This is a genomic window from Streptomyces sp. NPDC026394, assembly GCF_055567735.1.
Genome location: NZ_JBVHPX010000013.1, coordinates 105,457 through 129,296, shown reverse-complemented (window position 1 = coordinate 129,296; position 23,840 = coordinate 105,457). Strand labels below are relative to the sequence as shown.

Genomic DNA, 23,840 nt, shown 5'->3' with positions numbered 1-23,840 from the left:
GACCCGGGTCCGCGGAGTGCGGTCCTGTGCAAGGGCCAGTAATAGGGGAGTTAGGCATGGCTCAGGGCACCGTCAAGTGGTTCAACGCGGAGAAGGGGTACGGCTTCATCGCGGTCGACGGTGGTGCGGATGTATTCGTCCACTACAGCGCGATCCAGATGGACGGTTACCGCACCCTTGAGGAGGGTCAGCGGGTCGAGTTCGAGATCTCGCAGGGCCAGAAAGGGCCGCAGGCGGACATGGTCCGCGTGGCCGGCTGAAGCGCCGACCGACTGCTGCGTACGAAGGTCCGCGTCCCCTGTGGGGGCGCGGGCCTTCTGTGTTTGGGTGGGGCGGGCGGGAGTGTCCCGGGGGAGGGCGGGGCGTCCGCCCGCGCCTGGTTTGGCACCCGCCCCCCATGGGGATGGCTCCCGCCAAGCCGCTTGCACTCTCATGGGTCGAGTGCTAATCATTGCGTTAGCACTCTACGAGTGAGAGTGACAGCTAAGGACCGACTCGGTGAGGTCCGCGGGCAGGTGGGGCAAGGAACCACCAGCTCACGAACCGTCCGTCGCGGGCGCCAGCGCGGTCCGGAGTATCCACCCTCCCCCAGACGCAGTCCGGGGGGACCCCCAGTCCGGGAGGACCACTTCACATGGCCAAGATCATCGCGTTCGACGAGGAGGCACGGCGCGGTCTCGAGCGCGGGATGAACCAGCTCGCCGACGCCGTCAAGGTCACCCTTGGCCCCAAGGGCCGCAACGTCGTCCTCGAGAAGAAGTGGGGCGCCCCCACGATCACCAACGATGGTGTGTCCATCGCCAAGGAGATCGAGCTCGAGGACCCGTACGAGAAGATCGGCGCCGAGCTGGTCAAGGAGGTCGCGAAGAAGACGGACGACGTCGCCGGTGACGGCACGACGACCGCGACCGTCCTGGCCCAGGCCCTGGTCCGCGAGGGCCTGCGCAACGTGGCCGCCGGCGCCAACCCGATGGCCCTCAAGCGCGGCATCGAGCGCGCCGTCGAGGCCGTCTCCGCCGCCCTGCTGGAGCAGGCCAAGGACGTGGAGACCAAGGAGCAGATCGCTTCGACCGCCTCCATCTCCGCCGCCGACACCCAGATCGGCGAGCTGATCGCCGAGGCCATGGACAAGGTCGGCAAGGAAGGCGTCATCACCGTCGAGGAGTCCCAGACCTTCGGTCTGGAGCTGGAGCTCACCGAGGGTATGCGCTTCGACAAGGGCTACATCTCGGCGTACTTCGCCACCGACATGGAGCGTATGGAGGCGTCGCTCGACGACCCGTACATCCTCATCGTCAACTCGAAGATCTCCAACGTGAAGGACCTCCTTCCGCTGCTGGAGAAGGTCATGCAGTCGGGCAAGCCGCTGCTGATCATCGCCGAGGACGTCGAGGGCGAGGCCCTGTCGACCCTGGTCGTCAACAAGATCCGCGGCACCTTCAAGTCCGTCGCCGTCAAGGCCCCGGGCTTCGGCGACCGCCGCAAGGCCATGCTCGGCGACATCGCCATCCTCACCGGTGGCACGGTCATCTCCGAGGAGGTCGGCCTCAAGCTGGAGAACGCCGGTCTCGACCTGCTGGGCCGCGCCCGCAAGGTCGTCATCACCAAGGACGAGACCACCATCGTCGACGGTGCCGGTGACAGCGAGCAGGTCCAGGGCCGCGTCAACCAGATCCGCGCCGAGATCGAGAACAGCGACTCGGACTACGACCGCGAGAAGCTCCAGGAGCGTCTGGCGAAGCTGGCCGGCGGCGTGGCCGTCATCAAGGCCGGTGCCGCCACCGAGGTCGAGCTCAAGGAGCGCAAGCACCGCATCGAGGACGCCGTGCGCAACGCGAAGGCGGCCGTCGAGGAGGGCATCGTCGCCGGCGGTGGCGTCGCCCTGCTGCAGGCCTCCTCGGTCTTCGAGAAGCTGGAGCTGGAGGGTGACGAGGCCACCGGTGCCGCCGCTGTGAAGCTGGCGCTGGAGGCTCCGCTGAAGCAGATCTCCGTCAACGGCGGTCTTGAGGGCGGCGTCGTGGTGGAGAAGGTGCGCAACCTGGCCGTCGGCCACGGTCTGAACGCCGCGACCGGCGAGTACGTCGACATGATCGCCGAGGGCATCATCGACCCCGCCAAGGTCACGCGCTCCGCGCTGCAGAACGCCGCGTCGATCGCCGCGCTGTTCCTGACCACCGAGGCCGTCATCGCCGACAAGCCGGAGAAGGCCGCCGCGGCCGCTCCGGGCGGCATGCCGGGCGGTGACATGGACTTCTGATCCTCCCGGATCATCGTCCTCAGATCGCTGGGGCGGCACTCCTCCTCCCAGGGGGGTGCCGCCCCGGCGGCGTTTCGGGGGCATTCCGGTACGGCCGTCCGAGCGGTCACCGGTACGGCCTTCTGTACGGCCGGGGCGCACCGCTGCCGATTCCGTACGGCGGTCCTTGCACTGACCCCGGCCCGACGGGGCACGATCGCCCTATGACGACTCGAAACGGGCAGACCGCCCGACCGGACCGGTTCCCCGCGGACACCGTCGCCCTGATCACCGGCGGCAGCAGCGGAGTGGGCCTGGCAGCCGCGCGGCGGCTGCTCGCGGACGGCGCGCGGGTGGTGGTGTGCGGCCGCGACGAGCGCCGCCTGGACGCCGCCGTGGCGCACTTGAAGGAGCGGGCGCGGGAGGCGGTGACGGGCGGCGAGGCGGCCGTTGCGGATGCGACGGCGACGGGCCCGGGGGCGGCCGGTGGCGCGGCGGACCGGGTGTTCGGCGTACGGGCCGACACGGCCTCCGTCGCCGACCTGGACGCCGCGGTCGAAGCGGTACGCGACCGCTTCGGGCACCTCGACATCATCTTCGCCAACGCGGGCCGGTACGCCGCCGCGCCTTTCGAGGAGATCACCGAGGCCGACTTCGACCGGGCGGTCGGCGTGAACTTCAAGGGCGTGTTCTTCACCGTCCAGCGGGCGCTCCCGCTGCTGCGGGACGGCGGCGCGGTGGTCATCAACGCCTCGTCGCTCGTGCAACGCGGGCAGGCGGACGCCACCCTGCACTCCGCGACCAAGGCCGCCGCGCTCAACCTCGCCCGGACGCTCGCGGCGGCGCTCGCCGGGCGCCGCGTCCGTGTCAATTCGGTCAGTCCCGGCTACGTCGAGACGCCGATGTTCGTGGACTCGGACATCGATGTGGCGGAGGCGGAGAAGCTGCGGGCGCAGACGGCCGCGGGCCGGTTCGCGCGGCCCGAGGAGATCGCCGACGCGGTGGCCTTCCTGGCGTCCGGTGAGGCGTCGTACGTCAACGGGCAGGACCTGGTGGTGGACGGCGGGCTGCACGGCTGCGCCATGTGAGGGCCGGACGGTCGTCGGAACGCGCCGACGTTATGTCGTTTTCTGTGAGATACGGCATGTAAGGCGGCGCTGGTCCTGGTATGGGCATGGCGGCCATACTTTCCGGAGCCTCACCGGAAGGTGATCTTCCGCGATGGCCGTCCCCGTACCCCGGACGCCCCGCTAGGACGCCCATGAGCACGCTCGATTCCCTGATCGTCGAAGTCAACGACGGTCTCTGGACCTACCTGCTGATACCGCTGGTGGTCTGCGCCGGTCTGTATTTCACGGTCCGCTCCAGGGCCGTGCAACTGCGGCTCTTCCCGGAGATGCTGCGCGTGCTGAAGGACAAGTCGCAGCCCAGGGCGGACGGCTCCAAGCCGGTCTCGTCCTTCGGCGCCTTCACCATCTCGGCGGCCGCCCGGGTCGGTACGGGCAACATCGCGGGCGTCGCCACCGCCATCACCCTCGGCGGCGCGGGCGCGGTGTTCTGGATGTGGGTGATGGCGCTCGTCGGCGGCGCCTCGGCGTTCGTCGAGTCGGCGCTGGCCCAGCTCTACAAGGTCCGCGACGGCAAGGACCCCGACGGCGCCGCCTCCGGTACGTACCGGGGCGGGCCCGCCTACTACATGCAGCGCGGGCTCGGAAAGCGCTGGCCCGGTGTGCTCTTCGCGGTCGCCATCACCGTGACCTTCGGGTTCGTCTTCAACGCCGTGCAGTCCAACACGATCACCTCGGTCGCCTCCGGGTCCGTCGCCGGCAGCGGTGCGTCGTGGTTCGCCCCGGCGGTCGGCCTGCTGCTGGCCGTACTGCTGGGCGTCGCGATCTGCGGCGGCGTCCGCCGGATCACCTCCGTCACGACCGTCCTCGTACCGGTCATGGCCGTCGTCTACCTGCTGCTGGGCACCGCCGTCGTCCTTCTCAACCTCGGCGACCTGCCGCGGGTCTTCGGCGACATCGTCGGCGGCGCGTTCGGCTTCAAGGAGCTGGCGGCCGGCGGGATCGGCGCGGCCATCCAGCAGGGCGTACGGCGCGGCATGTTCTCCAACGAGGCGGGCCTGGGCTCGGCGCCCAACGCGGGCGCCGCCGCCGAAGTCACCCACCCGGTCAAGCAGGGGCTCGTGCAGTCCCTCGGCGTCTTCTTCGACACCCTGCTGATCTGCTCGATGACCGCCTTCATCATCCTGACGACCACCCCGGAGCTGAGCGGGCGGCAGGGCGCCGACCTCACCCAGTCCGCGCTGACCGACACGCTCGGCGGCTGGGCCGGTCACGTGCTGACGGCCGTGGTCTTCCTGCTCGCCTTCAGCTCCATGATCGGGAACTACTACTACGGCGAGTCGAACATCGGCTTCATGACGCGGCGCGCCTGGGTCCTGCCCGTCTACCGCGCCCTCGTCCTCGCGGTCGTCTTCCTCGGCGCGCTGGGCTCGGTCGGCGTCATCTGGAACCTCGCCGACGTCTTCATGGGCCTCATGGCCCTGATCAATCTCCTGGCCATCATCCCCCTCTCGGCCATCGCCTTCCGCCTCCTGGACGACTACACGGCCCAGCGCCGGTCCGGCCTCGACCCGGTGTTCACCCGGTCCCGGATGCCGGATCTGACGGGGGTGGAGTGCTGGCCGGACACGCCGACGGCGCCCGAGCGCCGGGAGACGGTGGGGGCGGGGTCGGGGGCGCCCTAGCCTCCGGCGCCGTCCCTCGTCAGGTGCTGGGTGCCGTCCACCCACGGGCCCGTGGTGGCGTTCAGTTCCGGCAGGGCCTGTTTGCGGAAGCCGAAGAAGTACGTCGCGAGGAAGCCGGCCGCGTAGCCGACGAGCAGGCCCAGGGCGTAGACGGCGAGGGTGGCGCCGAGCGGCCGGTCGCCCTTGAGCAGGGGGAACAGGGCCCACCCCGACGGGCCGATGGCGGTGGAGCCGGCCGTCGTACCGAGCTGGTGGAACAGGCCCACGAAGCCGCCGCCGAACGCGCCGCCCACGCAGGCGGTGACGAACGGGCGGCCCAGCGGCAGCGAGACGCCGTAGATGAGGGGTTCGCCGACACCGAGGAAACCGGCGGGCAGCGCGGACCTGACGGTCCTGCGGATCGAGCGGTTGCCGGGCAGACGGACGTAGACCGCGAGGGCGGCGCCCACCTGGCCGGCGCCGGCCATCGCGAGGATGGGCAGCAGGACCGTGTAGCCCTGCTGCTCGATCAGCGTGGTGTGGATGGGGATCAGGGCCTGGTGCAGACCGAGCATGACGAGCGGGAGGAAGAGGCCGCCGAGCAGGAATCCGGCCGCGGCGCCGCCGTGGGCCAGCAGCCAGTTCGCGCAGGTACCGATGGCGGTGGCGACCTCGCCGGCCAGGAACATCAGGCCGAAGAGCGTGACCAGGCCGGAGACCAGCACGGTCACGGTGGGCGTGACCAGGACGTCGAGCGCCTCGGGGACGTACCTGCGGCACGCCTTCTCGACCTGTACGGCGAGCAGCGCCGCGCCCAGGGCCCCGAGCACCCCGCCCTGGCCCGGGGAGAGCTGCTGGCCGAAGGCGCTCACCTGGGCGACGCCCGCGTACACGATGATCGCGGCGACCGCGCCGCCCAGGACGGGTGTACCGCCGAACTCCTTCGCGGTGTTGTGGCCCACGAAGACCGCGATCAGGGACATGAAGCCGGAGGCGATGGCGGCCAGCGCCGGGACGAGGGCGGGCAGCACGCCGAAGTTGGTCAGCAGGCCGTTCAGTCCGGCGATGATGCCGCAGCCGATGAGGGCGGGGATCAGCGGGACGAAGATGTCGGCGATCCGGCGGAGGAAGAGTTTGACCGGGGTCGCGTTCCTGGCCTTCTGGCGGGCTTTGAGGGCGGCGCCCCGGGCGGCCAGTTCTTCGGCGGGGGAGGGGGCGGAGTCGGTGGAACCGGTGGTGGTGGGATCGGGTGTGGCGGGCGGCGTTTCCGGGGCGGGTGACGCGTCGCGTCCGGCGTCGACCAGGGCGGCGAACTCCGGGGTGACGCGGGCGACCGTGCCCGGACCCAGCACGATCTGGTACGTGTCGTCCTCCACCACGCCCAGGACGGCGGGCAGCGCCTTCAGGGCGTCGTCCTGGACCAGCGAGCGGTCCGCGACGCCGAGGCGCAGCCGGGTCATGCAGTGGGTGACGGACGTGACGTTGGCGGCGCCGCCGACCAGGGGGAGGATCGCGACGGCGGTGGCGCGGTTCTTCTCATCGGACATGGTGGTGCCTTGCTGTGCGGGTGGGCTGGCCGGAACGGACTGGTGGTGGAGGGACGCCTGGCCGGGTCAGCCGCTCTCGGAGGGCGGGGTGTGCAGGGCGGTGTGCAGCGCGGCCCTGAGGTGGCCGCCGGAGTCGGCCAGCAGCCGGGCTGCCGTCGGCCCGTCGACCCCGGCCAGCACGACCAGGATGGCGTTCTTGACCTCCCCGTCGGTGGCGGCGAGCGCGGCCTCGATCTCCGGGTCACCGGCGCCGGTGGCCAGCGCCACGATGCGGCGCGAGCGGGCCCGCAGCTTCTCGTTGGAGGCGCGGACGTCCACCATCAGGTTCCCGTAGGTCTTGCCCAGCCGGATCATGGTGATGGTCGACAGCATGTTGAGGACCAGCTTCTGCGCCGTGCCGGCCTTCAGCCGGGTGGAGCCCGTGAGGAGTTCGGGCCCGACGACGACCTCGATGCCGTGGTCGGCGGCCGCGGCCAGCGCCGAGTCCGCGTTGCAGGAGAGGCCGACGGTCAGCGCGCCGCGGGCCGCGCGGGCGTGTTCGACGGCACCGATCGCGTACGGGGTGCGGCCGGAGGCGGAGACGCCGACCACCGTGTCGTCGGCGGTCAGGCCCAGTGCGTCCAGGTCGGCGGCGGCCAGCTCCTTGCTGTCCTCGGCGCCCTCGACGGCGGCGACCATGGCGGTGGGGCCGCCCGCGATCAGGCCCACGACCTCGGACGGATCGGTGTTGAAGGTGGGCGGGCACTCGCTCGCGTCCAGTACGCCGAGCCGGCCGGCCGTGCCCGCGCCCGCGTAGATCAGCCGACCGCCGCGGGCCATCCGCTCGGCGGTGGCGTCGATGGCGGCGGCGATCTCGGGGAGCCGGACGGCGACGGCGGCGGGGACGGTGGTGTCCTCGCCGTTCATCGTGCGGGCGATCTCCAGGGTGGACAGCCGGTCGATCTCGGCGAGTTCGGGCCGGAAGGCTTCGGTGGTGAGCGTGTCGAGCTGGGCGCGAAGCTGTGCGTACTCGGCGGGGGAGGACATGGCGGTGGCGGCTCTTTCCGGGCGCGTACGGCTCGGTACGGGCGCGTACGGCTCTGTACGGGGGCGCGGAGGCGGCGGGCCGGCGGGATCCGGTACGGCCGGTGGGTCAGCGGTGGGGCGTACGGGGTGAGTGGCGGTGGGCGAGCGCTTCGTAGGAGGCGGACAGGGCGGGCGCCGCGGTCTCGTACGTACGCTGCGCCACGCCCACGAAAAGGCAGTCCACGACCAGCAGTTGGCTGGTGCGCGAGGACATGGCGGCGGGGCGCAGCTCGCTCTCCCGCGCCGTGGACGTGGTGAGGACGTGATCGGCGTACGCGGCGATGCCGCCGTCCGGGCGGCCGGTGATCGCGATGGTCGTCGCGCCCCGGTCGAAGGCCACCCGCAGCGGCTCTATGACGTCGGTCGTACGACCCGAATGGGTGATCGCGATGGCCACGTCACCGGCGCGCATCTGGACCGCGTTGGTCACGGCGAGGTGCGGGTCGGAGTGGGCGTGCGCGATCAGGCCGATCCGCAGCAGCTTCTGGACCAGGTCCTGGCCGACGAGGTTGGAGGCCCCTATGCCGTACACGTCGATGCGCCGGGCCGCGGCCAGCGCGCCGACCGCGGCCTCCAACTGCGTCAGGTCCAGTCCGGCCGCGGTGTCGGCCAGGCACTGCTGCTCCTCCTGCGCCAGCTTCGCGACCACGTCGGGGAGCGCGTCGTCGACCGCTATGTCGGCGGTGACGGCGGGCGCGCGGCCGGTGGCCTGCTGGGTGGCGAGGGCGGCCAGCGCGATGCGCAGGTCGCGGTAGCCCGGGTAGCCGAGCAGGCGCGAGGTCCGTACGACGGTGGCCTCGCTCGTGCCCGTGCGTTCCGCGAGGCCGGTGACGGTGAGCGCGGCGCAGCCGGCCGGGTCGCTCGCGACCGCCTCCGCGACCCGCTGCATGGAACGGGTCATGGACGGCGCCAGCGTGCGTACCTTGGCGGCCAGGGCCGCGGGGGCGGGCGGGCTCGGGGCGGCCCGGACGGCGGCGCCGGAGTCCTTGAAAGTTTCCTTCAGGTCGGGGCTCACGGTTGAAAAGTAATTTCAGCGCCGGTCCGCGTCAATACCCGCCGGGCGCCGGGTGTCGGGCGTCTGGCGCCGGCGTCCGGCGCCGGGTGTCGGCATCGGCGTCGGGTGCCGGCCGGCCGTCGGCGCGGGCAGCCGGAGCGGTTGTCGGTGGTGCGGGAGAGAATGGGGGGCATGGAGCTCGAACAGGCACTGCACGCGGCCCGCGCGCTGGTCCTCGCGGACCTGGTGGCGGGCGAAGTCGCCGACGCGGAGATCGTCTCGCTGGTCGAGGACTCCGTGACGCACCGCCGATGGTGGGTGGAGCAGTGGCCCGAGGGCGCCGAGTTCGTGGCCGGGCTGATAGCGCAGGACGTCCAGGACGCGCTCCTGGAGCGGTACGGCCGCTGGCCGCTGTGCCCCGTGTGCCTGCACGGCGGCGACCCGCACGCCCTCGACGTCGAGCCCGAGTTGGGGCCCGACCCGCACTGGGTCTGCCCCAAGACGGCGGTCTCGGTGGCCCGGGTCGGCTCGCTGGGCGCCACCGGGGGAGGCTGACGTGGCGCTCTACATCGACCCGCCGACCTGGCCCGGCCACGGCCGGATGTGGTCCCACCTCGTCAGCGACACCTCCTTCGAGGAACTGCACGCCTTCGCGGAGCGCATCGGCTGCCCCCGCAAGGCGTTCGACGGCGATCACTACGACATACCGGCGGAGCGGCACGCCGACGCGGTGCGCGCGGGCGCGCTGGAGATCGGCAGCAAGGAGCTGGTCCGCCGCCTGCGCGCGGCGGGCCTGCGCCGCCCGAAGAGCCGGGAGAGCGGAGCGGTGGGGCAGTAGGGGAGTGAGGGAGTAAGGGGCCAGAGGGCGGGTGCCGCGTCGGCTCCGGGTCCGGATACGGCGAAGGCCCGCCCGGGATGCCGGACGGGCCTGGTGGAGGCGTGCTGGACGCGGTGTGCCTCAGCTCCGGTCTGCCGCCTCCATCGTCCCCGCCGCTTCCACCGTCCTGGCGGTCTCGGCCGGGTGCGCCGCTTCCACCGTTCCGGCCGTGTGCTGCGGCGTGCCCGCCGAGGAGGCGACCAGGCGGGAGGTGCTCTTCGCACGGTGCAGCCGCAGGGCGACGAGGGTGGTGGCGACGCCCAGTGCCGCGAGCGCCGCGGCCGTCCACGCGACGGCCGGGTAGCCCCAGCCCGCGCCGATGACGAGCCCGCCGAGCCACGGCCCGATGGTGTTGCCCAGGTTGAAGGCGGAGGTGGTGGTCGCGCCGGCCAGCGTCGGCGCGGCGGTCGCCACGTTGAACATCCGGGCGTTCAGGGCCGGTGCGGTGGCGAACGCGGTGATGCCGAGCAGCAGGGAGAGTGTGATGGCGGCGACGGAGTGGTGCGCGGTCAGGGCCAGCAGCGCCAGCACGGTGGCCGAGGCGCTGATACCGCCGATGATCGTCCCGAACGGGTGCGCGTCCGCTGTCCGTCCGCCGACGAACGTACCGATCAGCGCGCCGACACCGAACAGCGCCAGTACGGTCGGCACGCTGCCTTCGGCCAGCCCGGCCGTGTCGGTGAGCAGCGGCGCCAGGTAGGAGAACAGCGCGAAGACCGCGGCGCCGTTCAGCGCGGTGCCGATCAGGGCCAGCCAGACCTGCTTGTCGCGGTAGATGCTCAGCTCGCGGCGGAGCACGGGGCGCTCGTCACCGGTCGGTACGGCCGTCCGCGGCACCAGCGCGATCACGCCGACCAGGCCGATCGCCGAGAGGGCCGCCACGGCCCAGAAGGCGGACCGCCAGCCCGCGTGCTGCCCGAGCAGCGCGCCGGCCGGCACCCCCGCGATGTTGGCGATGCTCAGCCCGCCGACCATGACGGCCATCGCGCGGGCCCGTGCCGTGACCGGCACCAGCGACACCGCGACGGCCGCGCCGACCGCCCAGAACCCGGCGCAGGCGAGCGCGCTGACCACGCGGGAGACGAAGAGCACGCCGTACGACGGTGCCACCGCGCCCGCGACCTGCCCGAGCCCGAAGACGGTGAGCAGGGCTATCAGCGTGGTGCGGCGGGGCAGTTGCAGGGTGGCGCCGGCGAGCACCGGCGCGCCGACCACCATGCCGATCGCGAAGGCGGAGACCAGGAGACCGGCCTGGGGAATGGTCACCCCCATGTCCCGGGCCAGGGGCTGGAGGATGCCCGACAGCATGAATTCGCTGGTGCCGAGGGCGAAGACGGAGAGGCCGAGGACGTAGACGGCCAGGGGCATGCGGGTGCGATCGGGATGGTCTTGCATGTCACGCACGAACAGTGCTGACGCCCATGACATTCCCGGCCACGGTGCCGGTCCCGGCACGGTACCGGGCGGTTCCGGACGGATGGCCGGGTCGCGTCCCCACGGCGTTTTGCCCCCTCGGCCCGGGGTACCCCGGCGGCTCCGCCCGGTCCGCGACGGCGAGGAGGCCCGTATGGGGTGTCCGGCGAGGAGGTGCGTATGAGGCGTACGAGGACGGTGGTCAGCGGCGTGCTGACGGGCATCGGCACGGCCGCGTTCCTCGACGAGACGGTGTTCCACCAACTGCTGCACTGGCACCACTTCTACGACAAGTCCACCACGGACGTCGGTCTGGTCTCCGACGGCCTGTTCCACGCGGGCAGCTGGCTCGCGATGGTGGCGGGCCTGGTCCTGTACGCGGACGTCCGGCGCCGCGGGACGCTGGTGCCGCAGGCGTGGTGGGGCGGGCTGTGTCTGGGGCTGGGCGGGTTCCAGCTCTACGACGGAACGTTCCAGCACAAGGGGCTGGGCATCCACCAGATCCGGTACGGCGTGGACCTGGCGCCGTACGACTGGACGTGGAACGGGATCGCCGTCCTGCTCCTGGTGGCCGGCGCACTCCTGCTGGTGCGCGCCTCCCGCACGACTCCACGCGCCACGTCGTCCCGCCGCGCCGCGCCCACCACCCGCAGCCGATGACGCCCGCCATGCCCGCCACCTCTGCCCCATCCACATTCGCCATGTCCGGCGCGTCCGCCACCCTGCCCCCGCCCTTCGCCGCGGCCGTCACCGCCGTCACCGTCCTCGGCTGCCTCGCCTACCTGGCCGCCGCGGCCCGGCTGCGCGCCCGCGGGGACGCCTGGCCGTACGGGCGCGACGCGCTGTTCTGCGCGGGCGGTGCGGTGCTGGTGGCAGGCGTGGCCGAGCCCTGGGGCGCCGCGCCGCCGTTCACCGCGCACATGCTCACGCACCTGTGCGTGGGCATGGTGGCGCCGCTGCTCCTGGTCCTCGGCCGCCCCCTGACGCTGACCCTGCGCACCGCGCCCGTGCCCGTACGCCGCGGGCTCGTGGCCCTGACCCGCTCGCGCTGGGCGGCGGTCCCGGTGCTGCCGCCGGTGGCGGCCCTGCTCGACTTCGGCGGGCTGTGGCTGCTGTACCGCACCCCGCTGCTGTCCGTCAGCCACCACAGCGCCTGGCTGAACGCGGCCGTGCACCTGCACATCCTGCTCGCCGGCGTCCTGTTCTCCTTCGGGCTGCTCGCCCTGGACCCCGTACGCCACCGCCCCGGCATGCCCCTGCGGGCAGCCGTGCTGCTGGCGGCGGGCGCGGCGCACGCCGTCCTCGCCAAGTCCCTGTACGCGGTGGGCCCGCCCGGCACTTCCTTCGGCACCGCCGACCTGCACCTGGCCTCGCAGGTCATGTACTACGGCGGCGATGCCGTCGAGCTGGCGCTGGCGGCCGTCGTGGCGTGCCGCTGGTACCGGGCCGAGGGCCGTGCGCTGCGGCGCGCGCGGCGCACGGACCGGCCGGCGCCGCGCGGCGCGACGGCGACCGCCGCTAGCCGGTGGTGAGCAGCTCCAGCTCGGTGGTCAGGTTGCGGCGGGCCACCCGCTCCCACTGCTGCTTGCCGTACGGCGTGCGGAACAGGCTCGCCATGTCCAGGAGGTGCCGCAGCACCTCGGCGCGCCCGGCGCGGAACTCCCGGTCCGGCACGAACCCGTACTCCTCGCGGACGGCGGCGGCGTAGGCCGCGTACTGCTCGGGCGCTCCTGCCAGGACCGCCAGGTCCGCGTCGCACAGGGCCGCGCCGTTGTGGTCGTCGGGGTCCGGGTCGTGGCCCGCGGTGAGGCGTACGAGGCGGGCGACCTCGGCCGTACATGCGTCGTCGATGCCCAGCTCGGGCAGCGCGCGCTCGGCGAGGGCGGCGCTGCGCTCCTCGTTCTCGGAGCGTTCGGGCCGGTAGACCGCGTCGTGGAACCAGGCGGCGAGGCGGACGGTGTCCCAGTCCACGGGGACGCCGGCGTCCAGGTCGGTCGCGTGCACGGCCAGCTCGTCGATGCGGTCCAGTACGGCGATGAGGTGACCGGTGGTGTGGTACCGGCGCTGCGGCTCCGACCAGCGGCCGAGCAGGTTGTCCGCGTACGGGGCCGGGTCGGGGTCGGCGGGGCCGCTGCCGCCCCGGGCGCCCGCGACGGCGGTGGCCCAGCGGTGGTGCAGATCCGGGAACGGGTCGGCGCCGCCACCGAAGTGGGTGTGGGCCGTACCGGACGGAGGTGTCGTGCGAGCCATACGGCCCATTGTGCCCGGGTGGAGGTCAAGAGGGGGTTTCCGGTCGAGTACCGGGGCGTTGTGGTCCCGGTGGGCGGGTCGGCCCGTACCCTGGATATTGGACTAGACCTGTCGTCCTCTCGCTGTCCGTGTCGGCATCCCGTCCAGTCCTGCTGAAGTCGTCACGTCGAAGGAATGGGGACCCATGACCAAGCGCGCACTCCTGGAGGTGATCGCGCTCGATGCCGCCGACGCGGTGGCCGCCCAGGCCGGTGGGGCGGACCGCCTCGAACTCGTCAGCGACATGGCCGCCGACGGCCTCACCCCGTCGCCGCGGACCGTCGCGGCGGTCCGGGCGGCCGTCGACATCCCCGTACGGGTGATGCTGCGGGCGGCCGACGGCTTCGCGGCGGGCGACGTCGACGCCCTGTGCGCGTCGGCCGCCGCCCTGCGGGCCGAAGGGGCGGAGGAGTTCGTCTTCGGCTTCCTGGACGCGGACGGCAGGCCCGACCTGGCCGCCGTCCAGGCACTGGCCGCCGAGGTCCACGGCTGCCGGTGGACGTTCCACCGGGCCATCGACCGGGCCGCCGACCGCGACGCGCTGCGCAAGGAGCTGGCCGGGCTGCCCGGCCTCGACACGTACCTGACGGCGGGATCGCCGGCCGGTGTCGAGGACGGGCTGCCGACGCTGCTGGCCGAGCGGGCCCGTACGGCGGAGGGAGAGCCCGGCTACGGGCCGCGGCTCCTGATCGGCGGCGGGCTGGTGCTCGCGCACCTGCCGGAACTGCTGGCGGCCGGGGTGGACGCCTTCCACATCGGCGGCGCCGCCCGCCCCTCCGGCTGGGAAGCACCGGTGGACGCGGGGGCCGTGGCGGCGTGGCGGGAGGCGCTGGAGGGGGTGCCGGTCTAGAGCCGGGCCGGGGACGGGCGCTGCGGTTCCGTACGGGGCCGCAGCGCCTGTGCGTCTTCCGGTGCTCCTTCCTGCACCCCTTCCGGTGCTTCCTCCGGCGCCTCCTCCGGGACCGCGGCAGCCGTCGCGGCCGTCGCCCGCAGCCGTGCCCAGGTACCGGGCACGGCTGTTGAGCGAGCGCAGCAGGGGCGCGTCGGCCGGGGCGGGGAAGGCCATCCGGCGGGCCTCTTCCGGGGCTACGCGACGGGCGAGCAGTGCGACTGCTCCTCCGAACGGCTGGGCCTGGACCACCTGCACAAGTCGACGGTCTCCCACCCCATGCGGATCATGCGCGAGGCCGGACTCGCCTCGCCCCGGGCCGTCGGGCGCAACCGCTCCGTACGGCTGCGCCGCGCCGGCCTCGACGCGCGGTTCCCCGGACCCGTGGAGTCGCTCCTGGCGTCCACGCCGCCCTCGGCGCAGTGAGGGGACCGGCCTCAGGCGCCCTCGGAGCGGTGCGGAAACCGGTCACGGGCGCCCTCGGGCCGGTACGGGGACCGGCTCACCCGGCGGCCGCGCCGAGCCGCTCCGGCAGGTCCGCCGCGTGGACCACCGTCAGCCCGGAGACCGCGCGGGTCAGGCAGACGTACAGGCGGCGCAGTCCGGTGCGTTCGTCCGGCTCGCCGTCGACGATCGCGGCGGGCTCGTCGACCACCACGTAGTCGTACTCCAGGCCCTTGGCGAGCGTGGCCGGGACCAGGGTCAGACGGGCCTCGGCCGAGGTCTCCTCGCCGGGCGCCAGAACGGTCAGTTCCGCCGCTTCCAGCGCCGCGCGCAGGGCGGGCAGCCGGGCCTCGGCCGCGATCAGGCCGATCGATCCTTCCTTGGCCAGCGCCTCGTGGCAGGCGGTGATGACCGCGTCGTCCAGCTCCGCCGACGGCACCGGGCGGACCGCGAAGTCCCCCGCGGACTCACGGACCGAGGTGGCCTCGGTCAGGTCGGGCGCGATCGCGGGCAGCAGCCGGGAGGCGTACGCGATCACCTCGCGCGGCACCCGGAAGCCGAGCGTCAGCTCCTCGATCCGCGCGCCCGGCTTGCCCAGGTGGGCCAGCGCCTCCTCCCACGTGTCCGTGGACCACGGCGTGGTGCCCTGCGCGATGTCGCCCAGGATCGTCGCCGAACCGGTCGAGCAGCGCCGCCCCACCGCCCGGTACTGCATCGGCGACAGGTCCTGCGCCTCGTCCAGCACCACATGCCCCAGGGAGTGCGTACGGGAGACCAGGTCCGCCGCCTCGTCGATCAGCACCGCGTCCGCCGCCGACCACTTGGCGCTCTTCACGCTGCGGGCCGGCTTCGCCCACAGGATCGTCTTCTGCTCCTCCGGCGTCAGGATGCCCTCCGCCTGCGCGGCCAGGAACTCCGCGTCGCACAGCAGCCGCAGCACCAGCTTCGCCGGATCGACCGGCGGCCACACCTCCTTGACCACGGCCTTGACCGCCGCGTTGCGCGCCACCGCGTCCTGCACCCGGTCGTCCGGCGCCTCGCCCGCCTGCTCCATCCGTACGAGCACCGCGTGCGCGATGCGCTGCGGCAGGGCCTCCCGGGCCGCCCCGTAACGGATGTCGCGGCGCCGCAGTTCCTCGACGATCTCCTCGATCTCGTACGCCGGCACCCGCCAGCGCCGCGAACCGCGCACCACCACACACGCCTCGGACGGCGCCCGCACCTGCGACCACACCGCCCGGCGCAGCACCTCCGCCAGCCGCGCGTCCCCCTTGACCGTCGCCGCCGCCGCGTCGTCCGTGCCCCGCACCTCGACGTGCGCCACCAGGTCGTCGACGGTGGCCTGCTTGACCTCCAACTCGCCCAGCGCGGGCAGCACCTGCTCGATGTAGTGCAGGAACGAACGGTTCGGACCGATGACGAGCGTGCCGGAGCGGGCCAGCCGCTCGCGGTGCGCGTACAGCAGGTAGGCGACCCGGTGCAGGCCCACCGCGGTCTTTCCGGTGCCCGGCGCCCCCTGGACACAGACCGTGCCGCCGATCCCGGCGCGCACGATCTCGTCCTGCTCCGGCTGGATCGTCGCCACGATGTCGCGCATCGGCCCCACCCGCGGCCGTTCGATCTCGGTCTGGAGCAGCTTGCTGTGCTGTTCCGCCTCGGCCGGGTCGGTCAGGTGCTCGTCCTCGTACGCGGTCAGCCGTCCGCCGGTGTAACCGAAGCGGCGGCGCAGTTCGAGGTCCATCGGGTCCTTCTTCGAGGCCCGGTAGAACGGCTGCGAGACCGGCGCGCGCCAGTCGATGACCATCGGGTCGCCGTCGGCGTCGTGCACGTGGCGGCGGCCGATGTAGAAGTTCTCGCCCGCCGCGCCCTCGGCCGCGTCCACGCCCGGGGCGTGCAGGTAGTCCAGGCGGCCGAAGAACAGCGGGGTGTGGGCCAGGTCGGCGAGCGCCTTGATGCGGGCGTCGACCTCGCCCTGGAGCACTTCGGCGTTGACCCAGTTCGCGGTGACGTCCGCGATGTTGAGCGCCTCGGCGTCCGCGCGCATGGCGCGCAGCGCCGCCCGGGAGGCGGCGAGGTGGGCGCGTTCGCGCTCCAGCGGGTCGGGGTGGGCGGCTGCCTGGTCTTGGGCGTGCGAGGGCACGGTGTTGCCTCCGGCGGATCCGGCCACGGAGGTACGGGACGGCGTACTCGTACTCGTCCGTACTCCTGGGCGTCTGCAGATGCGTGTCAGATGCGTTCAGATGCGTGAAGCGGGAAGCCGGCCGGTTTCCGTGCGGCCGGCGGCACTCCGCTCAGGCTCTGAGGGAGGCGGGCAGACCGGCGATTGTAGCCAGCAGGTATCCGGGGCGCCAACGGATTTCCGCGGCGGGACGGCCGGCGGTGACGAGGGCGTGCCCGGCAGTCGCCCGGCCGTCCCGCCCCCGGCTTTCCGCCCGGCGGACCCCTGACCTTCCGCCCGGCCCCGTCCATCTCCCGTAGGGGGCGGGATCGGCCCTGGGACTGACCAAAGGCCGGTCAGGGATGGACCCGTGGGCCGATGTGCGGGCTCCTGGCGAAAACCATCATGGAGACATGAGCAGCGCAACCATCACCCCAGGCACTCTGCACCCGACCCACGGCGCCACCGCCCTCGGCGCGGACGCCGGCCACGCGCAGCACACCCACGAGCAGCGGCACATCGTCGGCAACGTCTTCCGCGCGGTCAAGGTCTTCGCCGCCGCCGCGGTCAGCGTCGTCCTCCTCGGAGAGTACGCGGAGGACTGAGCCCGGACCACGAGTACGCCGGGATTTCCGAATCCGGGCCCGCTCCAGCACCCGACCGATACCCAACCAGCATCCGGACGACCGGAAACCGTTACAAACAGTCGGTCTCGATCGACTAGCGTCGCCGCAGACAGCGTGCGTCCGGCGACGAGGAGGGGCCAAACAAGTGTCTGCCGCCGAGGGGACGCGGTCGCTACCGCACAGACGGCCGTGGACGCGGCATCTCACGCGCCCGGACAAGAAGACGATCGCCGCAGCGGTACTGCTCCTGCTGTCCCTGGCCGGGCTGGCCGCCGTGTTCCGGCTGGTGAGCCTGTCCATGTCGGACATAGCGGTCTACCGCGCCGAAGGTGAGGCCGCGGCGACCGGCGGTGACCTGTACGGCTTCACCGTCACCGAGTGGAAACTCCCCGCGACCTACCCGCCCTTCGCGGCCCTGCTGTTCATCCCGACGACCTGGCTCCCGCTCGGTGCTCTCAAGGTCGCCTCCGTCCTCGTCAACGTGGCCCTCGTCCCGGTCCTGCTGCACCTCTCGTACAAGGCCGCGTACACCCCCGGCACCGGCGGCTCCACGGGCGGGTCCCGGCTGCGGCGCGCGCGGACCCTGCCCGTCGTGCTGGCCGCCACCGCGGTCGCCGTCTGGCTCGAACCGTTCTTCCAGACGCTCGTCTTCGGACAGATCAACATCGCTCTGACCTGCCTCGTCCTGTGGGACCTGGCCCGCCCGGACGGCGCCCGCCTGAAGGGCTTCGCGGTCGGCGTCGCCACGGGTGTCAAGCTCACCCCGGCGGTGTTCGCCGTCTATCTGCTGATCACCGGCCGGGTACGGGCCGCCTGCACCGCCCTGGCCGGTTTCGTCTGCTCCGTCCTGCTCGGCGTGCTCGTCCTGCCGGACGCCAGTGTGGAGTTCTGGACACAGCGGATGTTCGAGACCGGCCGGGTCGGCAAGGCGTGGATCGTCGACAACCAGTCCTTGCAGGGCCTGCTGGCCCGCTGTCTGCACACCGAGGAACCGGGCCTGCTGTGGGCGGGCGCGGCGCTGCTGACCGGCATGGCCGGACTCCTCGTCGCCCGCCGGGTGTACGTGCGGCGCGGCCTGGACTCCTGGGGCGTGCTGTGCACCGCGGTCACGGCCCTGCTCGTCTCGCCGATCAGCTGGTCCCACCACTGGGTGTGGTGCGTACCGCTGCTGGTCACCCTCGGGGCGCACGTCCGCGGCGTACGGTGGCGCCGCGTGCTGCTGGTCGCCGTGGCGGTCCTCTTCACGGCCCGCACGATGTGGGTACTCCCGCACCAGGGCGACCTCGATCTGCACCTCTCCTGGTGGCAGCAGCCGCTGGCGGCCCCGTACCCGGTCCTGGGGCTGGCGCTGCTGGCGGCGGTGGCCTGGTGGAGCCGCCGAACCCCGGCCGCCCCGCCGGCCGTCCTGGCCCGCCGCCCCTTCCCGCTGCCGCGCACCGCCCGCCCGTCCCGCGAGCTGAGCACCCGCGTCCCCGAACGCTGAGACCGGGCCGGGGCCGGTCCCCGCTCAGTCGTCGGCGAGCAGCTCCGTCGCGTCCACGATCCGGTACGCGTACCCCTGCTCCGCCAGGAAGCGCTGCCGGTGCGCCGCGAAGTCCTGGTCCACGGTGTCGCGGGCGACCACCGAGTAGAACCGCGCCTCGTGCCCGTCCGCCTTGGGCCGCAGCACCCGCCCCAGCCGCTGCGCCTCCTCCTGCCGGGACCCGAACGTGCCCGACACCTGGATGGCGACCGTCGCCTCCGGCAGGTCGATCGAGAAGTTCGCGACCTTGGAGACGACCAGCACGGAGATCTCCCCCTCCCGGAACGCGTCGAAGAGCTTCTCGCGCTGCGCGTTGGTCGTCTCCCCCTTGATCACCGGCGCGTCCAGATGCTCACCCAGCTCGTCGAGCTGGTCGATGTACTGCCCGATCACCAGGGTCTGCTCGCCCTGGTGCCGCCGGACCAGCGACTCGGTCACACTCTGCTTGCTGGCCGTCGTCGCGCAGTACCGGTACTTCTCCTCCGGCTCGGCCGTCGCGTACGCCAGCCGCTCCGATTCGGTCAGGCTGACCCGCACCTCGACACAGTCCGCCGGCGCGATGTACCCCTGCGCCTCGATCTCCTTCCACGGCGCGTCGAAACGCTTCGGGCCGATCAGCGAGAAGACGTCCGACTCGCGCCCGTCCTCCCGCACCAGCGTCGCGGTCAGCCCCAGCCGCCGGCGGGCCTGGAGGTCCGCCGTGAACTTGAAGACCGGCGCCGGCAGCAGGTGCACCTCGTCGTAGACGATCAGGCCCCAGTCCCGGGAGTCGAACAGTTCCAGGTGCGGGTAGACGCCCTTCCGCTTGGTCGTCAGTACCTGGTACGTGGCGATGGTGACCGGCCGGATCTCCTTCTTCGTGCCGCTGTACTCGCCGACCTCGTCCTCGGTCAGCGAGGTCCGCTTCACCAGCTCGTGCTTCCACTGCCGCGCCGAGACGGTGTTGGTGACCAGGATCAGCGTGGTCGCCTTGGCCCGTGCCATCGCACCGGCCCCCACCAGCGTCTTTCCGGCGCCGCACGGCAGGACGACGACACCCGACCCGCCGTGCCAGAAGCCCTCGACGGCCTGCTCCTGGTAGGGCCGCAGCGACCAGCCGGCCTCGTCCAGCTCGATCGGGTGCGCCTCGCCGTCCACGTACCCGGCCAGGTCCTCGGCCGGCCAGCCCAGCTTGAGCAGCGTCTGCTTGATCTGCCCGCGCTCCGACGGGTGCACCACCACCGTGTCCGGGTCCAGCCGGGCCCCCACCAGCGGCTGCATCTTCTTCGACCGCAGGACCTCTTCCAGCACCGGCCGGTCGGTGCTGGTGAGCACCAGTCCGTGCGTCGGGTGCTTGCTCAGCGTCAGCCGCCCGTACCGCGACATCGTCTCGGCGATGTCCACCAGCAGCGCGTGCGGCACCGGGTAGCGCGAGAACCCGACCAGCGCGTCCACGACCTGCTCGGCGTCGTGCCCGGCGGCCCGCGCGTTCCACAGCCCGAGCGGCGTCACCCGGTACGTGTGCATGTGCTCGGGCGCCCGCTCCAGCTCGGCGAACGGCGCGATGGCCCGGCGGCACGCCTCCGCCTGCTCGTGGTCGACTTCCAGCAGCAGCGTCTTGTCGCTCTGGACGATGAGAGGTCCGTTCACGCGCCTCGCCTTTCGCGTCACCTGCACCCGGCCGTTCCCCAGCCCGACCGCGGCACCCGGCCGTCCGTACGGCCAAACGTCCAGTGTGCCTCATGGGCGGGCGGTCACATCGGGGTCGCTGCGGGGACGCGGCACCGCAGCGGGGCGGAGCGAGCGGGGCGGTGCCGAGCCGGCGGCGCGATGTCAGTGGCCGGTGTCACACTGATGTCGACGGCTCCGGTCGAGGTGCTGGGGGCGGTCAACGTGGTCCTGCCCGACGGCCTCTTCATCCCGGACATCGCCGTGGTGGATGCCGCCGCCGCTGCCGCTCAGGACCCGACGCATTTCGACGCCGAGGCCGTGCTGCTCGTGGCCGAGATCGTTTCGCCGTCGTCGTCCGGGCGCCGCACCGACCGGCTGCTCAAGCCGTCGTATTACGCCGAGGCCGGTATCGAGCACCTGTGGCGGCTGGAGCTGGAGCCCGTGCCCACCCTGGTCGTCTGCGAGCTGGAGAACGGCCGTTATGTGGAGCGGGCCGTGGCCGAGGCCGGGCGGACGACGCTGATCGAAAAGCCGCTTCCGGTCGAGGTGGACCCGGGAGCACTGGTGCGTCAGCGGCGCTGACGGGTTCAGGGAGCGGGCGCTTCCTGGAGCCGTGGCCGCCCCCTCACGAAGCCGTCTCGTCCGCCAGTTCCGCGACGCCCGTGATGCGGTGGAGGGGGAAGGTGCGGACCTCGTCGGCGGTGTGGTCGTAGGCGGTGACGAAGCCGCCTTCGACGCGGACGGGGGCGATGACGCGCTGGCTGGCGGCGCCGTCGGCGTTGACGTAGCCGATCCAGAGGGTGGCGTTGGTCAGGACGGCCGCCTGCATCGTGGCGAGGGTCTCGGCGGAGGCGGTGCGCGGCAGGGCGCCGGGGGCCGGGGTGGGGGCGCTCGCCGGCTTGCGCTCGGCGGTCGCCGCCAGGTCGCCGGCGCGGATGGCGCGGACGGCCGCTTCGAGGAGGGTGGTGTCCGGCGCGGGCGGGCCCTCCGGGACCGGGGTGGGCGCGGCGCGCTGCGGGGTGCGGTAGGCGTCCGGGCGGGCGATGAGGACGTCGCCCTCGGCGGACTCGGCGGCGGGGGCGTAGCCCATCGCGCGCAGACCCTCCAGGAGCTGTTCGGGCGCGGTGGCCGAGGCCAGCACGGTCGGGGCGAGCCGGCGCAGGCGCAGGGCCACGGCGCGGCGGTCGGCGAGGATCTCCGTCAGGAGCGCGTCGTCGTCGCAGCGTACGTAGGCGGAGGCCGCGCCGATGCGGAGCCGGCCGTGGCGCCGGGCCACGTCGTCGATGAGGTAGGCGAGCGGTTGCGGCACCGGGGTGCGGGAGTGCGCGGTGAGGAAGGACCGGAGCTCGGCGGCGGAGCGGCCGGCGTCCAGGGCACGGCGTACGGAGGCCGGGGTGAAGCGGTAGACGGTGGCGCCGCCCTTGGACTCGATGTCGGCGAGCACGCCGAGCGCGTCGGCGAGGGGGCGTTCGAGGGGGCCGGGGGCGACAGCGGTCAGGTCGGCCTGGAGGAGGACGTGGTCGAGGGGTTCGGGGAGGAGCGGGGCGAGGAACGCGGCGGCGCGCGTGGCGGGGTCCTCCGCGCCGGTGGGCGCGGCCTCGGTGCCGGCTTCCAGGAGGACCCGGGTGTGGGTGGCGAGGGCGCCGCGGCCGGTGATGCCGAGGAGTTCGGCTTCGGCGAGCGTCCACCGGGCGATACGGGAGCGCAGGTCGTCGGTGGCGGCCGGGGCCGGGGAAGCGCCCGCGTTACGGGCGGCGTTGGCGTCGGAGGCGGTGGCCGAGGGGGAAGTGGTGGCGGTGGCCGGGTCGGGGCGGCGGGCGGCCGCCTTGGTGCCGCTGTTCGCGGCGGAGACCGCCGCCGTCCGGCCCGCGCCGCGCAGCGGGCGTTCCCAGCGGAGCCGGTCCAGTACGGCTTCGGCCGGTACGGACGTGCCGGGGGCCAGGGACGCGAGCAGGGTGAGCGTCCGGCGGCGTACCTCGGGGGCCGCGGAACGGTCGAGGTTCGGGCCGAGCGCGGACAGGGCGCGGCCCTTCGGGTCGGGGGTGCCGACCAGTCCGGCCGTACGGGTCGCCGCGAGCCAGGCCGTGGCCAGCCGCGCCCAGCGTTCCTCGGCCGGCAGCCGGCGCCAGTCCTCGGCGGCCGGGGTGGGCGCGTACCGTTCGTCCGCTTCGCCGTCGGACGCCAGCAGCCCGGCGGCGTAGGCGAGTTCCAGCCAGAACGCGGCGGTCTGTTCGGTGACGTCCAGGGCGGCGGCGGTGCGCTTGAGGTCGCGGACCGACAGGCCGCCGGCGCGGAGGACACCGGGGCCGCCGAGGTCCCACTCCTTGAGCAGTTCCTCGACGGTGGCCAGCGCGGTGAACGCCTGGCCGGCGGCGGCGCTGTCCACAAGCTGTGGATCGCGTTCGGTGGTGGGCGCGAGGGCGGGCGGCAGCGGCTCGGGAACGCGGTGCGCGCGCCCCGCGCGCAGGTGGAGCGCGGCCTCGCGGGGGAGGACGACGTTGCGCGGACCGGCGGGCAGCAGCAGGCCACGGTCCAGCAGCCACTGGAGGTGCGCGGCGGGCCGGTCGGTGACGGCACCGTACGGCGGGCCCCAGACCAGCCGGTCCAGTACGTCGCGTGCCTCGCCGGGCGCCCCGTCGAGCAGCGCGGCCATCCGCGTACGGTCCTCGAACAGCCCGGTCAGGGCGGCGACGGCGGTCACCGGGTCATGGGTCGCGGCCAGCCCCGCGGCGGCCAGGATCTCCTGGAGGCGGCCGGGCGACATGCCGGACGTGGCTTCGGCGACGGTCGGCCCCAGGCCGGTGGGGGAGGGGTGCGCGGGACCGGGCGCGAGCAGTTCGCGGGCCGTACGGACGAGGCGCAGCCGGTCGTCGCCGCCCCAGACCAGCGCCTGGTCGCGCAGGGTGCGCAGGGCGCGGGGCAGTTCCGCGGTGACGGCGGCGGTGATGTCGGGGGTGTTGTCGGAGGTGAGGTCTGCCGCTTCCGTGTCTGCCGGGTCTCCCGCCATCAGCCCGAGCAGCGTCTCGAACGGGCAGGGATCCGGCGCCACCGCCAGTGCCTCGGCGGTCTGCAGCGCGAAGCGGTCCAGGCGCTCCACGGCGCGGACGACCGAGGCGCGGGTGCCGGCCCGGGTGGCGAGCTGGGTGAGATCGCCGGGGACCGGGTTGAGGAGGTCGGGGCGGGCCCGCAGCAGGTCGGCGAGCCCGCTGTCGGGGCGGGTGCGGAGCTCTTCGGCGAGCGTGCGGGGTGTTTCACTCATCCGCTACACGGTAGCGGGGGCGTGTGACGTTGGCGGGTGCAGCGCCGTGCCGGACGGCGGCCGCCGGATACGGGCGACGGCCGGCCGGGTCCGTGCACCGCGAGGGCCGGTCGGCGCCGCCGCCGCCGTAGGAGGGGCGA

The 23,840-nt window shown here is 73.3% G+C and carries 21 protein-coding genes; 13 read left to right on the top strand and 8 right to left on the bottom strand.

The genetic code is table 11. The features are described 5' to 3' along the window. The first annotated feature begins 56 nt into the window (after positions 1–56). The 4 genes from ACZ4QV_RS27250 to ACZ4QV_RS27235 all read left to right on the top strand — a co-directional run bounded on the left by ACZ4QV_RS27250 (position 57) and on the right by ACZ4QV_RS27235 (position 4,988). Positions 57–260, top strand: a complete 204-nt coding sequence (locus ACZ4QV_RS27250; protein ID WP_003986833.1) for a cold-shock protein — start codon at positions 57–59, stop codon at positions 258–260. Between the two features lie 374 nt (positions 261–634). Further along, a complete protein-coding gene (gene groL / locus ACZ4QV_RS27245) occupies positions 635–2,257 on the top strand; it encodes a chaperonin GroEL (RefSeq protein ID WP_030022296.1) in 1,623 nt (540 codons plus the stop codon). 203 nt (positions 2,258–2,460) lie between these two features. Further along, entirely contained in the window at positions 2,461–3,324 is an 864-nt protein-coding gene (locus ACZ4QV_RS27240) for an SDR family NAD(P)-dependent oxidoreductase (RefSeq protein ID WP_467763534.1), read from the top strand. Positions 3,325–3,497: 173 nt separating this feature from the next. Further along, positions 3,498–4,988 carry an alanine/glycine:cation symporter family protein gene (locus ACZ4QV_RS27235; RefSeq protein WP_361585179.1) on the top strand — a complete coding sequence of 497 codons (1,491 nt, stop codon included), beginning with the start codon at positions 3,498–3,500 and terminating at the stop codon, positions 4,986–4,988. On the opposite strand, the gene ACZ4QV_RS27230 is transcribed toward ACZ4QV_RS27235, so the two are convergent. The 3 genes from ACZ4QV_RS27230 to ACZ4QV_RS27220 form a co-directional block, all read right to left on the bottom strand. Beyond that, complete coding sequence (locus ACZ4QV_RS27230) at positions 4,985–6,514, bottom strand: PTS transporter subunit EIIC (RefSeq protein WP_361585175.1); 1,530 nt, start codon at positions 6,512–6,514, stop codon at positions 4,985–4,987. The two genes, ACZ4QV_RS27235 and ACZ4QV_RS27230, sit on opposite strands and share 4 nt — an antisense overlap. Before the next feature lie 66 nt (positions 6,515–6,580). Beyond that, positions 6,581–7,540 carry an N-acetylmuramic acid 6-phosphate etherase gene (murQ, locus tag ACZ4QV_RS27225; RefSeq protein ID WP_361585172.1) on the bottom strand — a complete coding sequence of 320 codons (960 nt, stop codon included), beginning with the start codon at positions 7,538–7,540 and terminating at the stop codon, positions 6,581–6,583. A gap of 106 nt (positions 7,541–7,646) precedes the next feature. Continuing rightward, positions 7,647–8,594, bottom strand: a complete 948-nt coding sequence (locus ACZ4QV_RS27220) for a MurR/RpiR family transcriptional regulator (RefSeq protein ID WP_361585169.1) — start codon at positions 8,592–8,594, stop codon at positions 7,647–7,649. A 171-nt stretch (positions 8,595–8,765) separates the two neighbouring features. Here ACZ4QV_RS27220 and ACZ4QV_RS27215 point away from each other — a divergent pair, with 171 nt between their 5' ends. Beyond that, positions 8,766–9,128 (top strand): hypothetical protein, encoded by a 363-nt coding sequence (locus ACZ4QV_RS27215; protein ID WP_361157037.1) that lies wholly within the window; start codon positions 8,766–8,768, stop codon positions 9,126–9,128. Position 9,129: 1 nt separating this feature from the next. Further along, a complete protein-coding gene (locus tag ACZ4QV_RS27210) occupies positions 9,130–9,411 on the top strand; it encodes a DUF4031 domain-containing protein (RefSeq protein WP_361157035.1) in 282 nt (93 codons plus the stop codon). A 120-nt stretch (positions 9,412–9,531) separates the two neighbouring features. Here ACZ4QV_RS27210 and ACZ4QV_RS27205 read toward each other — a convergent pair whose 3' ends face one another. Beyond that, positions 9,532–10,818 carry a Cmx/CmrA family chloramphenicol efflux MFS transporter gene (locus ACZ4QV_RS27205; RefSeq protein ID WP_361157033.1) on the bottom strand — a complete coding sequence of 429 codons (1,287 nt, stop codon included), beginning with the start codon at positions 10,816–10,818 and terminating at the stop codon, positions 9,532–9,534. Positions 10,819–11,043: 225 nt separating this feature from the next. Here ACZ4QV_RS27205 and ACZ4QV_RS27200 point away from each other — a divergent pair, with 225 nt between their 5' ends. Then, positions 11,044–11,523 carry a DUF2243 domain-containing protein gene (locus ACZ4QV_RS27200; RefSeq protein ID WP_361157031.1) on the top strand — a complete coding sequence of 160 codons (480 nt, stop codon included), beginning with the start codon at positions 11,044–11,046 and terminating at the stop codon, positions 11,521–11,523. 41 nt (positions 11,524–11,564) lie between these two features. Then, positions 11,565–12,395, top strand: a complete 831-nt coding sequence (locus tag ACZ4QV_RS27195; protein WP_361585164.1) for a cytochrome c oxidase assembly protein — start codon at positions 11,565–11,567, stop codon at positions 12,393–12,395. Here ACZ4QV_RS27195 and ACZ4QV_RS27190 read toward each other — a convergent pair. After that, positions 12,382–13,113 carry an HD domain-containing protein gene (locus tag ACZ4QV_RS27190; RefSeq protein ID WP_361585161.1) on the bottom strand — a complete coding sequence of 244 codons (732 nt, stop codon included), beginning with the start codon at positions 13,111–13,113 and terminating at the stop codon, positions 12,382–12,384. The two genes, ACZ4QV_RS27195 and ACZ4QV_RS27190, sit on opposite strands and share 14 nt — an antisense overlap. A gap of 184 nt (positions 13,114–13,297) precedes the next feature. On the opposite strand from ACZ4QV_RS27190, the gene ACZ4QV_RS27185 reads away from it, so the two are divergent. Next, the gene (locus ACZ4QV_RS27185; RefSeq protein WP_361585158.1) at positions 13,298–14,002 is read left to right on the top strand and encodes a copper homeostasis protein CutC; all 705 of its coding nucleotides are present in this window, start codon (positions 13,298–13,300) and stop codon (positions 14,000–14,002) included. A 318-nt stretch (positions 14,003–14,320) separates the two neighbouring features. Continuing rightward, positions 14,321–14,467 carry an ArsR family transcriptional regulator gene (locus tag ACZ4QV_RS27180; protein ID WP_361157021.1) on the top strand — a complete coding sequence of 49 codons (147 nt, stop codon included), beginning with the start codon at positions 14,321–14,323 and terminating at the stop codon, positions 14,465–14,467. Positions 14,468–14,543: 76 nt separating this feature from the next. Here ACZ4QV_RS27180 and ACZ4QV_RS27175 read toward each other — a convergent pair whose 3' ends face one another. Beyond that, positions 14,544–16,625: a HelD family protein gene (locus ACZ4QV_RS27175; RefSeq protein ID WP_361157153.1), complete on the bottom strand. Its 2,082-nt coding sequence runs from the start codon at positions 16,623–16,625 to the stop codon at positions 14,544–14,546. Between the two features lie 431 nt (positions 16,626–17,056). Here ACZ4QV_RS27175 and ACZ4QV_RS27170 point away from each other — a divergent pair, with 431 nt between their 5' ends. Both ACZ4QV_RS27170 and ACZ4QV_RS27165 read left to right on the top strand, forming a co-directional pair. Next, complete coding sequence (locus tag ACZ4QV_RS27170) at positions 17,057–17,248, top strand: hypothetical protein (protein WP_361157019.1); 192 nt, start codon at positions 17,057–17,059, stop codon at positions 17,246–17,248. A gap of 262 nt (positions 17,249–17,510) precedes the next feature. Beyond that, positions 17,511–18,752: a glycosyltransferase 87 family protein gene (locus ACZ4QV_RS27165; protein WP_467763554.1), complete on the top strand. Its 1,242-nt coding sequence runs from the start codon at positions 17,511–17,513 to the stop codon at positions 18,750–18,752. 24 nt (positions 18,753–18,776) lie between these two features. Here ACZ4QV_RS27165 and ACZ4QV_RS27160 read toward each other — a convergent pair whose 3' ends face one another. After that, complete coding sequence (locus tag ACZ4QV_RS27160; RefSeq protein WP_361157017.1) at positions 18,777–20,420, bottom strand: DNA repair helicase XPB; 1,644 nt, start codon at positions 20,418–20,420, stop codon at positions 18,777–18,779. Positions 20,421–20,624: 204 nt separating this feature from the next. Here ACZ4QV_RS27160 and ACZ4QV_RS27155 point away from each other — a divergent pair, with 204 nt between their 5' ends. Then, positions 20,625–21,023 carry a Uma2 family endonuclease gene (locus ACZ4QV_RS27155; RefSeq protein WP_467763533.1) on the top strand — a complete coding sequence of 133 codons (399 nt, stop codon included), beginning with the start codon at positions 20,625–20,627 and terminating at the stop codon, positions 21,021–21,023. Between the two features lie 43 nt (positions 21,024–21,066). Here ACZ4QV_RS27155 and ACZ4QV_RS27150 read toward each other — a convergent pair whose 3' ends face one another. Further along, positions 21,067–23,700: a helicase-associated domain-containing protein gene (locus tag ACZ4QV_RS27150; RefSeq protein WP_361157007.1), complete on the bottom strand. Its 2,634-nt coding sequence runs from the start codon at positions 23,698–23,700 to the stop codon at positions 21,067–21,069. Between the last annotated feature and the right edge of the window lie 140 nt (positions 23,701–23,840).